Consider the following 15742-nt stretch of genomic DNA (forward strand, 5'->3'; position numbering starts at 1 on the left):
TTACGGCGAAGTGCATCGGTAAATGGTGATGGCCACTATGATCTGATTAGACTGAAATCGTGCTGGGTGATGATTTCGTGCTTTTTTTCAGGGAACGATCTGCTTGATATCTAGGAGCACCGGGAACAAGGAATGTTTAAGCTTGGGGCCATTAGCCAATTTTTTTCGTTGTTGTATTTGGGATTCGTGCCTGGGGCGATCGCCGCTCTGCCGGATGCGAGTCAAATTGTGTCCCTCACGGGCGATCGCCTAATGATGCAGCAGGGAAACCACCGTCAACAAGCGGCCCAGGTGGGCGATCGCCTCGAAAACCATAGCCAAAGTCTGATCGTGCCGGGTAATAACCATTCCTTTGCTCGCCTTGTGCTTGTAGGCGATCGCCAAACCTATGACGGACTGCTTTTGCAAACTGGCCCCGCCCCCCAACAGACCCAATACCGATTTCCCTGTGTGATCGAAGGGGGCACCATTACCCTGAGTTGGCAAAAAGGTCAGCAACGGGGTTGCGCTGAAGGGATTCGCATTCGTCCCAGTGCCGAGGGGCGATCGCCAACCCAACGCCTCAAAACCTTTGTGTATCAAATGGTGCTCTCGCCCGCCGTCGCCAGTAGCATTCCCAGCGATGCGGAATTTGTGATTCAACCCAGTGGAGAGACACCAATCTGTGTCCGCGTGACGACCCAGGACAACCGCCAAATCATTGAAGTTTTGTGGGGCGAAATTATCCTCAGCAGCGCCAACACCCCCCAGGGTCTAAAACTCAACAAAGGCACGCAATATGACCAAGGGAAACTTCAGTTTTTCGACCCGGATGCTCGTCTCGCAACCCCCGCAATGCAAGAATTTTTTTCGGGCGCGGCTTGGTCAAATGCAGCAACGCCCGCACCTTTATCCGTCGAGATTCAAAATCATATTGACGTAATTCGCACGGCTTTTGTCAACGCACAGTAAAAGATCTAGCTCTGGCCCTTGGCATTTTGGGCCGACTCAAACAACATCAAAACTTCATCAAATTTTCTTTTTCGCTTAAGCACTTTTAAGTTATTCTGCCACGCCACCAAATAAATCAACCGGGCTGAGCCTTTTTTTGAGAAAATCAGCGGTCAAAGATTTTTATGGGGAAATTTGTGGACAGATCTACACACACTGCTGATTAAGGCCCATTAGTCAAGCTTTTAGGCATTTCTTAATTTTTTTTGTTTTTGGTGTGAAATCTTTACTAAGTCTTCACATAGGCCAAAAATCTTCTCCAAATCTTTACAGAAATAGCGATGTTCGCCTGCGATTAATGGGTAATTTAGGCAGAGTAAGTTAACAAAAACAGTAGATCACTAATTATCTATGTCTTCATTGAAGACTCTTGGTGCTCTTAATTGCGTAAATATTTTCTCGCTCCCCCTGCATTAGCAAATTTTCGTTTGAGGAATTCTCAGTGAACAATCAAGTTTGGCGATCGCCAAAGCCCAAAGCCCCCAGAAAAAATATGATCCGTAAACTCGCGAGTCCCCTTGTCATTGCCGGTCTAATGGTGACTGGTAATTTCCAGCTCATCCCTCAGGCCCTTGCCGTCGGGACAGCTGCCGGCACCACGATTAACAACACCGCGACAGCGACCTACGAAGACCCTGCTGGTAATACCCAGACAACAGAATCCAACACTGTCAGCGTCACCGTTGCGCCAATTGCCGGTTTAACAAACGTCCCTGCTGAGTTCATCGATGATGACGGTGAGGCTGCAGAAGATGGTGATGTACTCCGCTATATCTTCAAAATCACCAATATTGGTAACACTGATGCTGGTTTAATTTTGCCAGCGCCTACCCTCGAAAACCTTGAGCGTGTTGATGATACTGCTGACCCCACTAATACTGCAGCAGCAGAGCTTCTGAAAATTTATGCTGATGCTGAGCGTACACAGTTAATTGGTTACTATGATCCAGCAACTGGAGACTTAACCAGTGATGGCACCACCGCCAATAGTATTGATGTAACGGTTAATGCAGACGGCACTTTCACTTCTGCTGCTGCTGCTGGTTCTGAAGGCGTCTTACTGCTGAGTAATGATGCCGAGGTCTATGTCGAAGTCGTGACGACACCGGTGGCCGGTGCCGAAGCTGACGACGATCTCCGCGTTACTTTGGGTGATACCCCACCAAACGACAACACTGCCGCCACCCAAGATCAACCTTGGGACAATACTGATCCTGGTGATGTTAGAACTGACCATACGGTAACTGGTGCTACTCCCACCCCCACTAATGGTGAGCGGGAAGCAGCCGCAACTTTCTTCGTTGACTTCGCCTCTGCGCCCTCTGATGTGCCGCTGATTCGTTTACAGAAAGAAGAGTCAGCCTACGACAATGGCAATACGGATACAGACGTCACTGACGACACGATTACGTATGAACTAACCCTCAACGTCGATCCCGTCAATCCACCACCTTCGGGTCAGGCTGCCGGTGACCTCTTCGGTACAGAGATTCTTTACGATAATGCCGCTGGTGACTCGGATACAGCTCATAGCGGTACTACGGCCCAAGCGATCTTAATCTCTGACGCTATTCCTGATGGGACAGAGCTTACTGCTCTACCAACAGCTCCTACAGGCTGGAGAGTTGTTTATACTTTTGATGATCCATCAACTGTTGCAGCAACTAATGCTGAATGGTACGACGAAGGTGTTGCTTTTGGCTCGACTAATACGGTTGGGACTGTAACCCGCATCGGTTTTGTTTACACTGGCTCTTCTAATGATGGGACGCTAAATGGTTTTGACGCTGATTCAACAGAATTCCTGCCTGCAGGTTCCGTTGAAAGCGGCTTCTCCTTCACTGTCCGAGTTAACGATGCAGCCGTCAGAGAAGTCTATAACTTGGCTGAAGCCTTTGGTGCGGACGAGAACAATATCACCACCTATGACCAATCCGGTGATAACAACCCGAACAACTACGACGATGGCACCTTCCCCGATGGTGATCCCTACGGTGATTACGATCCTGCTGAAGACTTCGGTGTCTACGAAGAAGGTGTGACAGGTATTGACGAAAACGGTAACAATACCGGCCAAGGCCCCGATGGTGAAGCAGTAGAAACGATTTTGACTGTCGCGCCCCCGGTTGATGAAGATCTCGGAATCCTCAATGGCCCCGATGGCTTCCCTGGTGCCACTGGCCCCGATGGCTCCACCAACACCGACCTCCAGGAAGAAAGCTATGCTGTTTGTCCTGTAGCTACAGCTAACAGTGTCGATGATGCAGTTGTTTATACCAACACTATCAGTAACACGACTGCGAATGCGAGCTTGAACAATGTCACGGTAGAGCCGATCACCGACATTGACCTAGATGGCACTCCGGATATTAGCGTTGGCGATCTGCCGACAAATTCCGTTGTCACAATCGTTGGTAACCGTGAAGGTACTACTACTGCGACTCTTGAGTATGCACAGTATACCTATAATGGTACGGTCTTTAATTTGGTCAGCAGCGGAACCATTTCGGGAACGACACTGACTCCTGAGGCTTCTCCTTTCCGTCCATTGAACCTGGGTGATTTACCTGCCACCAACCCTGACTCTACCTTTAACTACACAGTTTACGTTCAGTTCCCTGATAGTACTGCCTGTGCTAACAACGTAGCGACGGATTCCTTTGAGGTGCCATTGCTCGCCTTCACCGATGACTTCAATGGTACGACCGGAACTGGCTTCCTGGGTTATGGTACTGACGACAATGGTGATGGCACCCAAGATGGCGTTGAAACCACTAAGAACCTCACCTTTGACGTTATCCTGGGTACCTTTGTTGAGCTAGTCAAAGAAGCACGAATTCTCAACCCCGATGGCACACCGCGGACTTCCTATTCCCAAGATCTCAGTGGTGTTCAGCTCTTCCCGGGTGAAATCATCGAGTACCGCGTCACCTATCGCAACCTCGCCACCAACCTCGACGCAAGCGACTTTGCTGTGTTTGAGGATGGTACAGATAGTACTAACGTCGCTCCTCTTGGTGCAGACGGAGTAAATGATGCTACTCAAGGTGGAGGAGATGATAATAACTGGGCGTTAGATAACGACGGCAATGGCGAACCCGATACCGTCCACTGGCGCGGTACAACCTTCGAGTCGGGCACAGAGGTTTACTACTATCCCGTGATCGCCGGTAGCAATTTGGCGACCTATGACCCGACTAGCGGTACTTTTGACCCATCAGGTGATGTTGGCACTTCATCTGTTACCAGTGACCCGGCCAACGGCACGCCCATCGAAGCCTATGTCAACTTTGTGGGCAATTTAAACGCTGGCGAAAGTGGTGCCTTCACTTTCCGCCGTCAGCTCCAGTAAGAGAGCAAAGGGTTTAGCTTAGGTGTTGGCACGGCCCACCTAGGCTACCCTAGCGCTTGCTTTGTACTGGGTTGATTTTTACTTCCTTCAAGGTGTTTCTGCGTCTTTCCCTAGATTCACGAAACACCTTGTCGGCCAACCGCTTCTCCGTCCTCAGCGACGGTTAAGTCCAGCAAAAAACGATTATTAACCTCGCCCCTAAGTCCGCAAAATCTAAACTTAAGAGGTGAAACATAAAAATCATGAAACGTTCTCTCGCAATCTTCTCAACCGCTTGTGCCATTGCCCTCGGATGTGGTGTCGTTAATTTGCCCAAAGCGACCAGTCTCTTGGGACTCCAGCCCGTCGCAGCACAACAAAATCGTCAAGTTGATCTCAAGCTCGCGGGACACCTCCGCGTTATCGAAAGAAACTGGCGCGGTCAGACACAAGTCGCTTGGCGTTCTCTAGAAGGGACTGCCCTACGGCCTGCGCCTAAAGTCAAGCCTGGTGATATCGTTCGCTACACTATCAGCGGCAACAACCAAACCAATCAAGCGGTTTCTGGTCTCGTGCTCACCGATGATCTGCCAGCAAACACTGTATATGTGATGAATTCGGCCGCAACCGTTGGTGGTGCGACGATTACCTACAGCATCGATGGCGGCAGAACCTATACAGCGAACCCCACCATTCAAGTCACCCTAGAGGATGGTCGGACGGCGACTGTGCCTGCTCCTCCAGAACGTTATACCCATATTCGCTGGACTTTTTCTGGCGCGGTTCCCCCCAGATCAGCGGTCTCTGGTCAATATCAAGTCCGGGTGCAGTAATCGGTTTGGGGTCTGTTTTGAGCAATAGACCCCCAGTCAGAGACAGTATTTTTCGCCTTGATTATTTCGACGTTTTATCCATTAATCGTGCAGTTTCTCTTTGATGACATTTTCCTTTGCCCAGCCAATGCAACCTAAATCGACTGCTAGACGGTTAGGTCGCCAGCTTTTGGCAGCTAGTTTGGCTTGGCTAAGTCTAGGGCCAATGGTGGCGATCGCCCAGGTGGAACCAGAAATCATCGATGAAGAAGAGGAAATCGTTATCAACAATACGGGGACTGCAACTTACCAAGTGGATGATGGTGGTGTCATTGTCGTTACGGCGAGTAATCTCCTTCGTATCAATACACTAATTGACCCCCTAGGGCGCATTGTTGGTTGCGATGGCGAGCTCTTAGATGATTACAGTGGCTTTTCGGTCGCCCTCTACGAAGCCGTTGGTGAGACAGGAGCCGAGACTGGCCCGTTACTCCAGCTCCCTGACTTAGATGAAACCGATAGCCAAACGCGCGTCATCCTGGCCAGTCGCAATGTCAACCCTGAAAATAACAATCCTTTCCTGCTGGGGGAGACACCAAATCTTCCTCCCAAGTTCGCAGGGCAGTTTAATTTTGTCTTGTCAGAGGACCAAATTCGCGTCGGGGCCGCCTATATCCTCGAGATCAACCCGCCCCAAAATCTCTTTCTCGACCCGCGCCGGATCCGCATCGAGATCACCTCAGTGGTTGCTGATTCTTTTAGTTACCGGGCCACTTCCCTCGATGGCTTGCCCCTCAGCATCGGTGATGACGCCCCCCTCAGTGAAGAGGTGATCCTACAAAAAGCAGCCGAAGATGAACTGATTGCCTTTGCTTTCCCCGTCGGCGATATTACACCAGTCTGTCAAAATAATGGGATTCGGATTAGTAAGACCGGCGATCGCGCCACCGTCGAGCCTGGCGGCTTCGTGATCTATCGTCTAAATATTGAGAACCTCACCACCACGACGTTGCAGGATGTGGTGATAACTGACCGCTTACCCCTCGGCTTCAATCTCCTCGAAGATTCGGTACAAGCGGAATTAGGTGGTGAACCGACTCCCGTGACGACCGAAACCAATGGTCGGCTAGTCACCTTTACCTTTGCAGAACCTTTCCCTGGTGGTACACCTCCGAGCAATAATCCCGCTGCTGTGGTTGTTTATGTTGCGGAAGTGACTCCCGATGCCCTGCGGGGCGATGGACGCAATGCCGCCTTTGTGAATGGCGATCGCGAGGACAATGGCTTTGATGTCAGCGATGGGCCAGATATCTACGGCGTTGGCATCCGCAATGGACTCATTTCCGATCTCGGCACGATCATCGGTCGCGTTTTTGAAGATAAAAACTTTGACGGCGAACAACAGTATGGTGAGCCAGGCATTCCGAACGCCGTGATTTTCATGCAGAATGGCAACCGAGTGGTCACCGACGAAAATGGTCTCTTTTCGATTAGCAATGTGCTACCGGGCTGGCATGTGGGAGTGCTCGATTTTACCAGTGTTCCGGGTTACACCTTAGCGCCTGGCCCCCTCTTTAGGAACGAAAGCCAATCCCGGTCCGTACGTCTAGAACCCGGCGGGATGGCGCGGCTTAATTTCGCCGTCACGCCATACACTGAGGAGGCAAAAGAATAATGAAGATTCGTTGTTACTGCCTCCCCATTGCCACGATCATTGTGACTTTATCTGGTTGGATGAGCGTTGTTGCGGCGGAGATAACGGGCTCTGAAAATGAAGTGAGTCTGGAAAGTCCCGTCGCAGAACAGCTTCTTACCCTCGAATCAGACCTCAATGGGTCTACACTCCAGCCGCCGCAGATCGCGCAAGTGCCAGTGGTTGACCCGCAACCCGTAGTGAGTGAGCCCGAGGCGTTTCCCTCAGGGAAGATGGCTACAGATGAATCTGGAGCACCAACTAATGACCCTGACAACGATCAAAATGAGGCATCCCCACCCATAACCGGGGCAGATGATATCTTAACCGTTGACGCGCCAGCAGCAGAGGAACCCAAAGAGGCCCTGAGCATCGAGTTTGTCGAGCCGAAGATGAATGCGGTGACCTCAGGGAATGCCACCACGGTTGTTCTCCGTGCCTCCAATGGTAGTCGCGTCAGCCTTGAGGTGAATGGACGTTCCATCGACCCACTGCAAATCGGGAAGCTAGAAAACAACCCGAGAACCGGGATGGTCGAACAAACTTGGTATGGGATCATCTTAGACCCAGGCGATAATGTGTTGCGGGCCACGGCCAGCCTCGATGGTCAAACTGCCTCCCAAGAACTAAACATTCAAGCCCCCGGTGCGATCGCCAATTTGCGATTGACGACAGTCGAAAAGCGGGTACCCGCCGATGGTCGCTCTACCGTCACTGTCAAGGGGTTTCTCCTAGATGAGAACGGCAACCCTGCGAATATGGGGGGACGGGTTACATTGACCGCCTCTTCGGGTGAGTTTGTCGGAGAAGATCTTAGCCCGGAGGCTAAGGGGTTTCAGGTTGATGCCAATGATGGCGAATTTACCGCAACGCTGCAATCTTCGATCGATAGCGGTACTGTTCAGATCCGGGCAACGATGTCCCAATATCAACTGGACGCTTATACCCAGGTGCAGTTTGAAACCGCCCTCCGTCCGAGTTTGTTGACTGGGGTGATCAACCTGCGGATTGGTGCTGATAATACCGACTATTTCAGCAGTTATCGTGATTTTCTCAATCCTGAGCGCGACGGCGACACGGTGATCGACATCGATGGTTCCGCCTTTGCCATTGGCCCTATCGGAGAGTGGTTATTAACCGCTGCCTACAACGGCGATCGCAGCCTCAATGAAGCCTGTGAAACTTGTACAGATCGCCTAAACCGCCTAGATCAACCCTCAGAAGAGCCATACCCCATCTATGGTGATAACTCCCGGGTCTCTAACCTCACCCCATCCCAGGACAGTCTGTTTTTACGCCTTGAGCGATCGCCAGGGATTGATGGCGCGGAGCCTGACTACATCATGTGGGGGAGCTATGGCACCAGCACAGAATTTGCCAACTCTTCCCAAGAATTTAGCGCCCTCAGTCGGCAACTCCAGGGGGCAAAACTCAACTACAATTTCGGCGATCTACAAGTATCGGCCATTTATAGCCAAGGAGGAGAGTCTTTTCAGCGGGATACCCTCGCCCCGGATGGCAGCAGCGGTTTTTATTTCCTGACCCAGCGCCTTGTGGTGCCAGGCAGTGAAGAAGTTTATTTTGAACTCGAAGAATTAGAACGACCGGGCACAGTCATTCGCCGCGATCGCCTCAGCCGGAATGCCGATTACGAAATTGACTATGACCGGGGCACCATTATTTTTGATGAACCGGTTTCCCGCACCGAAATTGGTAATGAAGGGCAACTGCTCGTGCGGCGCATCATCATTACCTACCAATTCGACAGTAATACCGAAAGTCGCCTCTATGGCGGTCGCCTCAGATATCATTTCAACCGCGATCCAGGCCAGCAAAGTTGGCTGGGGGCCACCTACTTTAAAGAAGACAAAGGGACTCGCGATATGTCCCTTTATGGCTTTGATGCCCAGGTTTATCTGGGGGAGAATTATCGGTTTATTGGTGAGTATGCCCACAGCACCAGCGAATCCGATGACCTCGGTGAAATTTCAGGTTCAGCCTATCGTTTTGAACTCGATGCAAAGTTTTCTGACAGTCTGACAGGTCGTGCCTATTACCGCCGGGCAGATACCGGTTTTTCGAATCGCTCCACCCTCAGTTTTGTGCCTGGCCAAACCCGCTACGGTGCAGAATTAGATGCCAAATTATCCGATACCACCCAACTACGCTTCCGGTATGACCAAGAAAATAACGAAGGGGTTAACATTCGTCCGATTGTCTCCCTAGGGGATCTGCTAGAAGCAGGTGATGAAGTCCTGAATGACGGTTCCCCAGTTGATAATCGTCTCACGACCATTTCTGCCGGCATTCTCCAAAAGCTCGGTAAAGCAAGCCTAAGTGTGGACTGGATTTATCGAGACCGAGAAGACCGGATCAATCCTGAGAATAACGGTAGTTCGAGCCAACTCAGAACAAACTTCACAACACCGATTACCGATAGTCTCCGATTTAAATTCACAAACCAATACACCCTATCTGCCGAATCAGATGCAGTCTACAGTGATCGCACCCAGGTTGGCTTAGACTGGCGCATCTGGCAAGGGGTGAATCTCGCTCTTAATCAAAATTGGTACCACAGCGGCACTTTAGCAGGACAGTCGACAACCAGTATCGATCTTAGGGGCGAGTATAAGCCTTGGGAGAATACCAGACTGACGGGCCGTTATAGCATTGAGCGACTCAGTCGGGGCCTAGAAGATATTGCCGCCTTTGGCATTGAACAGCGGGTGACCTTTTCTCCAGGGTTTTATGTTGATGCCCGGTTTGAGAAGGTTGTCGGTAATTTATTTGTCGGTAGTGACGGTGCCGCCGGCGGAGGGGCATCCCGCGTCACTGGTGCAAGGAGTGGTACCAGCTTTAGTGTTCAGGGCAACTACGCGAGAAGTAATGATTTTCAGGCCAAAGCAGGCTATGAATGGCGAAATACAAATGGGAGCGGCACAAGTAATCTAACGGCCTCAGTGCTCGGAAAATTATCGCCTTCTCTGACGGCCTTAGCTGACTTTGATCGGCGGTTTGCGGCAGGGCAAGCAACACGCGGCCTCCCCCCCAGTACAGAGTTACGCCTGGGTCTCGCCTATCGCAATCCCTATCAGGATCGGTTTAATGCCCTGTTGCGCTATGAGTATCGTAAAAATCCCGATACCATCCCCGAAACCCTGCTCATTGGTCGCGGCAATGACATCACGGAGCATTTATTTGCCGCCGAAGCGATCTACGCCCCTAACTGGCAATGGGAATTTTACGGAAAACTCGGTGTACGTACCTCCAATATCAACCTTGCCGAGGACTTTAGTGCCAGCAGTACGGTGCGCCTTGCACAATTGCGCGCCACCCACCACCTAAATGAACGCCTTGATCTGACTGGGGGGATTCGTTGGCTCAGTCAACCAAGCGCTGGCTATCGCGAAATGGGTTGGCTAGCGGAAGTGGGGTATGCGTTGGCTCCGAGTCTACGGGTCTCGGTTGGCTACAGTTCTGGTTCGGTGAACAATGATCGTGATTTTAGCGGTAGTCGCTCCGACGGAGGCTTTTATGCAGGGGCAATGTTAAAGCTTGATAATCTCTTTGGTGACTTTGGCTTCCAGGAGCCCCTCCCTGCGCCAGCGCAACCGATCGCCGCCGTCCAACCATCACCTCAACCGCAAGCGTCTCTACCGGAGGCCATGCGTCTAGACCTATCCCAGTCTATTAACTTCAACTCAGAGAGCATGGCGTTATCGTCGGAGGGTCAGTTAATTTTGGATAGTTTAGTGACGGTGATGCGCCAGTACCGCGAGCTGGAGATTGATATTCAAGGTATCTTGCCGCCCTTAGCTGAGCTAACACCAGATAACCTTAATGCTCGCCGTCTCCAGGTTGCCCGTGACTACTTGATCCGTAAGGGAGTTGGTAGCAATCGGATTATTATTCGTTCACTCAGCCAAACTGCTTCGACTGCGGCAGCGGCGAATACGAGTCCTATTACCTTCGCGTTAAATGCCTCCGGTGAGACCTTTGCACTGATGTATCAACAGATTGGCGGCAATAATCCATTAACGAAAGCGTTGGCAGAACGCCTGCCGCAGTTGGCCCAGGCACCCACACCCGCCGTCGCAGTGGCAAATGCTCAGACAGCACCAATCGAAACTGCCCAGACAATCAATCGTCCTGGGCGCTCTGACATCAACACGCCTTTTACTGTGGGGACTATCCTGCCTCGTTTTGTGCCAGATCCCACCACGAATTCACCTGCGCTACAGCGTTTTTATAAGCCTGATGATCGTCTGCTCGCGACTGATCCAACCTTTGGCTATCTCCCCTACTGGGTTGTGGGCTTTACGCCAGTCCAGAATCCTACTGACTTCTTGATTGCTGAAACGATTACTGAGGATCCGGTGGCTGAATTTGCTACGAGTTTGCGACCTGAACTAGGCCCACTAGCGGCGAGACCATCAGAGGATCAACGCTTAAGTGCGAATACATCTAACCCAGAGCCGACACTGCCTCAAATTGTGAGCGATCGCCGTTTAGACGATGTCCCATTAGAGATTACGCCGCCTGAACCGAATGCGGATCAGCAAATCCTAGGCGATCGCCGCTTGGATGACTCTACAGAAGAGGCGTTAATCACCAATGGCGCTACAGAACCACTAATCCTGGGCGATCGCCGCTTAGATGAGTTGAGCGAGAGTGAACTCCAGGCCCTCGCTCCTGAAATTTATGATGCGGTCTTTGGGGGCGAGCTCCAGGCCCGCCGCCTCGATACCGATGATAGTTTCTTCTTTGGTAACGCCAATACCGAACCACTAATCCTGGGCGATCGCCGCTTGGATGAGTTGAGTGAGAGTGAACTCCAGGCCCTCGCTCCTGAAATTTATGATGCGGTCTTTGGGGGCGAGATCCAGGCCCGCCGCCTCGATACCGATGATAGTTTCTTCTTTGGTAACGCCAATACCGAACCACTAATCCTGGGCGATCGCCGCTTAGATGAGTTGAGTGAGAGTGAGCTCCAGGCCCTCGCTCCTGAAATTTATGATGCCGTCTTTGGGGGTGAGCTCCAGGCCCGCCGCCTTGATACCGATGATAGTTTCTTCTTTGGTAATGCCAACACCGAACCACTAATCCTGGGCGATCGCCGTTTGGATGACTCGACAGAAGAAGCGTTAATTACCGATGACACCACAGAAACGCAAATCTTAGGCGATCGCCGTTTAGACGAAAATATGCCCGAACTGCTCACCCTCGAACCCACCTCGAACTTCCTCAGTGCCCGGGAAATTCGCCGTTTAGAAACCGCTCTCTATTTCCTTCTCAGCGAAGATCTAGACAGCTTAGATAATCTTTTTCAAATTAGTGGTCGTCAGCGGAGTCGTGAACTAGGTCAAAGTATCGATCTTGATCGTTTTATGAATCAAAATTCTCAATGATAAATCAATGATGCCAATTAGACTGTCTAAGACTTTTTCAATTTTCAAAAATTTCTTTTGCCATTAACAAAGCTAGCTGAAAAGAATGACAAGCGTAAAAAGACAAAAAAATTCACAAACTTTATCGGTGATCATTGGAGTAACCGCCTCTATTGGTATTCTCCCTCAAACCGCAGAAGCTCAATTTATTCAGCGGTCATTTTTAAATCCTAGCTTTGAACAAAATTTAACTGACTCTGTCCCTCTTTCAAGCTCCCCAGGTTCCATTGTGATTAGTGCTGCAACTCAGGCCTCAGGTTCAGGTTGCTTTGTCCAAGTCGACCAAACTAGTGTTCCTGCCTGGAATACAACCCACTCTGACTTTAGAAATGGTGGCGGTAATTGTTCTGGTTTTACTCCCGCTCAGACTCCAGGACCAAGAAATTTAATTGAGTTATGGACAAGCGGCTTCAATAATGTCGTTTCACCAGATGGCAATGTTTTTGCAGAGCTTAATGCAGAAGAAAACTCCAAACTTTTTCAGAACCTTTGTTTACTCGACGGGGAAACCATTACATTTTCTGTCAACCACCGTGGTAGAAGCAGTGCAACCGTTGCGGATGTGGCAAGCTTTGTTGTCGACAACCAAAGAGTTGTTGAATTTGGGACAGCCAGTGATGCAAATCCTCGTTCCATCACTCCCCTCTCACCACCCAATGCAACAATCCTTTCAACAAATCTATCAACATTACCTGGAGGTGGATGGGTAGAGTATTCCGGTAGCCTCGAATATACGGGGGCAGATAGTACTGTTCGAGTCGGTTTTGAGGCAATCTCCACGGCCGGTGGTAGCATCTCAATCGGTAATTTTATTGATAATACTCAGTTTGCCGGTCTGCCTGTCATTGAAGTTGCCGCACAGACAGGCAATGCACCAGAATCCGAAACGACTCCCACAACAAATCCACCTCAAATTCGGGTGGTTGGTCTAGTCGGTTCTTCCGGTTTAGACGTTACCATCACAGTTGAATCTTCCAGTACCGCAATATTAGGTTCAGATTTTCAGTTTCAAGGCGGTACTGTTAATGGGAATACCGTCACCATTACCATTCCCCCTGGAAATTATGATGGAACAGCAGCAACAGGAAGTTTAATTAATATTCCGATCGAAATTATTCAAGACCAAGAGTCGGAAGGAAATGAAACAATTGAATTTGTGATCAATGCAGATCCTACTAAGTTTTTCAATCTTTCCACAACTACTTGTGGCGCAGCACCGATTACAAGCTCCATTTACACTATTTTTGATGATGAATTTTTGAGTGGTACAGTTTGGAATGATGTTGATAATTCTGCCAATAACACTTTCACAAATATCCAAACAGGTTCTGAAGTAGGAACAAATGCTGATAGCCTTTTAAATGCAATTTTAGTAGATAGTAATGGCAATGTTCTCGCGAGTGCTCCAGTTCAACCAGATGGTACGTACACATTTGATGATGTTCCATTTAACACAAATGTTCGAATTCGTTTAAGTACCAGTCCTGGTATTGTGGGAAACCCTGCCCCTGTGGCTTCGTTACCATCGGGTTGGGAGGCGACTAGTCCTTTAGAGACAGATCCTTTTGATAGTAGTAATAATATTCAGAATCGAGATTTCGGAATTCGTCGCATTTTTTTGGATTATGGGGATGCCCCAGATACCTCAGCAGGAACAGGAATAGCGGATTATCAGACCATTGATGCTAACAATGGGCCACGCCATGTCATCTCGACGACTCCAAACCTATATTTGGGGACAACTCCACCAGACAGCGAAACAGACGGACAACCGACAGTCGCTGCAGACGGAGACGATATTAATGGTGCTCCCGATGACGAGGATGCCATTACTGCATTCCCGCCACTAACAGCAGGGATGACGACCTACACTATCCCTGCAGCGAATATTGTGGCGACCAACACAACCGGGTCTTCTCAGACAATCCATGGCTGGATTGACTTCGATAAAAATGGTGTATTTGAAGCAGACGAATATGCCAGCACAACAATTAACAGTGGCGCGAGCAACCCAACATTAGCACTGACTTGGAGTGGGGCTGGGTTAACGGGCATCACACCAGGGGATACCTATGCTCGTTTCCGGATTACGAGCGACACGCTGACAGCTGCAACGGGTTCAGTGGGTTTGGCGAGCGATGGTGAAGTCGAGGACTACCAGATTTCTCAAATTCGGAATCCTGATCTCACCTCAAACTTCTGTGGCCCCAATGCCAATATTCTTTTTATCCTAGATGAATCAACATCTGTTGACAATACTGAACTAGAACAACAACGCGCTGGTATCCGAACGGTACTACAGTTTCTTGTTGACAATAATGTCACTGGCCAAGCGGCAATTGTCTCCTTTGGGACTAATGGGATCGTTCGGCTGAACTATACGGCACTCACGCAAGCAAACGTGGATGGCCCCTTTAACGATGCTTTAGATGATTATGGCGATCTTTCTGGTACTCAATTCACCAACTGGGAAGCTGCTTTTCAGACGGCTCTTAGTTTAGAAAGCCAACCACCAATAACTCCGGAGACTGTCTTCTTCTTCACGGATGGTCTGCCTAACCGCGCCGGAATTCCAGCTGTTGACCTAGGGGCCACAAACAATATTGCAGCAGCGGTTGACGAGGCGGATGTTTTTAAGGCGGCTGGCATTCATATTTATGCGATCGCCATTGGTTCTGAGGTCAACGATGTCAATGACTTTGATGAGATTGCTGGTCCTGATATTTATGATTCGAATTTGGGTAATGCTTTTGAGGCTGATTATGTCCCCATTACAAGCTATGGGGATTTGGCAGATGAGCTGGAGACATTCTTTGAAGAAGTCTGTGTACCACGAACCGATCCTAATGTCCTTCTCGTTAAACGGATTACGGCAGTTAACAACATAAACTTCATAAACTTGATCGATGCTTCTGGAGATGAAGATAACAATCCTAATTGGCCGAACGACTATCTAAAAGGTAAGACGGGGACGGTAGCAGTCTCAGGAGATACCGTTGACGCGGCCCCAGGCGATGAAGTTGAATACACTATTTATTTCCTCAATGCAGGAAATGCACCGGCAAGTTCAGTACAGATATGTGATGCACTTCAGGATTATCTCCTCTACGAACCGGACACCTACGACATAAATCGTGGGATTGAGCTGTCTTTTAATAGCATAACCACTGCGTTCACCAATAGCGTTGATGGAGATAGTGGCGAATTCGTCGCAGCGCTCGCAGCATCTGGGTGTCAAATAGAAGACACGGGCAATCCAGGCACCTTTATTCCTCTGCCAAATCCCAATGGTACCCTGAGGGTAGAGCTAGATAGCATTGCCCCTGCGGATGGCCCAGGCGATCCTGATGATTCCTTCGGATTTATTCGTTTCCGAGCGCGAGTGAAATAACCCAGTCCCCTAAAAGACCTCTAGCTGCAACAAGAGCACCTTGGGATCAAATACAATTTTAGAAAGTACAAACCGCCT

6 protein-coding genes are annotated in these 15742 nt (G+C 49.8%); all 6 read left to right on the forward strand.

Features of this window, described 5'->3' with window-relative positions; translation table 11 throughout:
• The first annotated feature begins 132 nt into the window (after positions 1-132).
• The 6 genes from AWQ21_RS10990 (at position 133) to AWQ21_RS11015 (ending at position 15664) form a co-directional block, all read left to right on the forward strand.
• Entirely contained in the window at positions 133-951 is an 819-nt protein-coding gene (locus AWQ21_RS10990; protein ID WP_065714578.1) for a hypothetical protein, read from the forward strand.
• Positions 952-1432: 481 nt separating this feature from the next.
• A complete protein-coding gene (locus tag AWQ21_RS10995) occupies positions 1433-4342 on the forward strand; it encodes a hypothetical protein (RefSeq protein ID WP_157094745.1) in 2910 nt (969 codons plus the stop codon).
• 242 nt (positions 4343-4584) lie between these two features.
• Entirely contained in the window at positions 4585-5154 is a 570-nt protein-coding gene (locus tag AWQ21_RS11000) for a DUF11 domain-containing protein (protein WP_065714580.1), read from the forward strand.
• Positions 5155-5257: 103 nt separating this feature from the next.
• Positions 5258-6808, forward strand: a complete 1551-nt coding sequence (locus tag AWQ21_RS11005) for a DUF11 domain-containing protein (RefSeq protein ID WP_065714581.1) — start codon at positions 5258-5260, stop codon at positions 6806-6808.
• Complete coding sequence (locus tag AWQ21_RS11010) at positions 6808-12234, forward strand: Ig-like domain-containing protein (RefSeq protein ID WP_065714582.1); 5427 nt, start codon at positions 6808-6810, stop codon at positions 12232-12234. The genes AWQ21_RS11005 and AWQ21_RS11010 overlap by 1 nt, the downstream gene beginning before the upstream one ends.
• Positions 12235-12319: 85 nt before the next feature.
• Positions 12320-15664 carry a GEVED domain-containing protein gene (locus AWQ21_RS11015; RefSeq protein WP_065714583.1) on the forward strand — a complete coding sequence of 1115 codons (3345 nt, stop codon included), beginning with the start codon at positions 12320-12322 and terminating at the stop codon, positions 15662-15664.
• Positions 15665-15742 lie beyond the last annotated feature (78 nt).

Origin of the sequence: Picosynechococcus sp. PCC 7003 (genome assembly GCF_001693255.1) — a bacterium.
GTDB lineage: Bacteria > Cyanobacteriota > Cyanobacteriia > Cyanobacteriales > MRBY01 > MRBY01.

Bases quoted from the DNA above. Each gene is read 5' to 3' on its own strand.
- AWQ21_RS10990 (WP_065714578.1), top strand. From the start codon at position 133: ATGTTTAAGCTTGGGGCCATTAGCCAATTTTTTTCGTTGTTGTATTTG.
- AWQ21_RS11000 (WP_065714580.1), top strand. From the start codon at position 4,585: ATGAAACGTTCTCTCGCAATCTTCTCAACCGCTTGTGCCATTGCCCTC.
- AWQ21_RS11005 (WP_065714581.1), top strand. From the start codon at position 5,258: ATGACATTTTCCTTTGCCCAGCCAATGCAACCTAAATCGACTGCTAGA.
- AWQ21_RS11010 (WP_065714582.1), top strand. From the start codon at position 6,808: ATGAAGATTCGTTGTTACTGCCTCCCCATTGCCACGATCATTGTGACT.
- AWQ21_RS11015 (WP_065714583.1), top strand. From the start codon at position 12,320: ATGACAAGCGTAAAAAGACAAAAAAATTCACAAACTTTATCGGTGATC.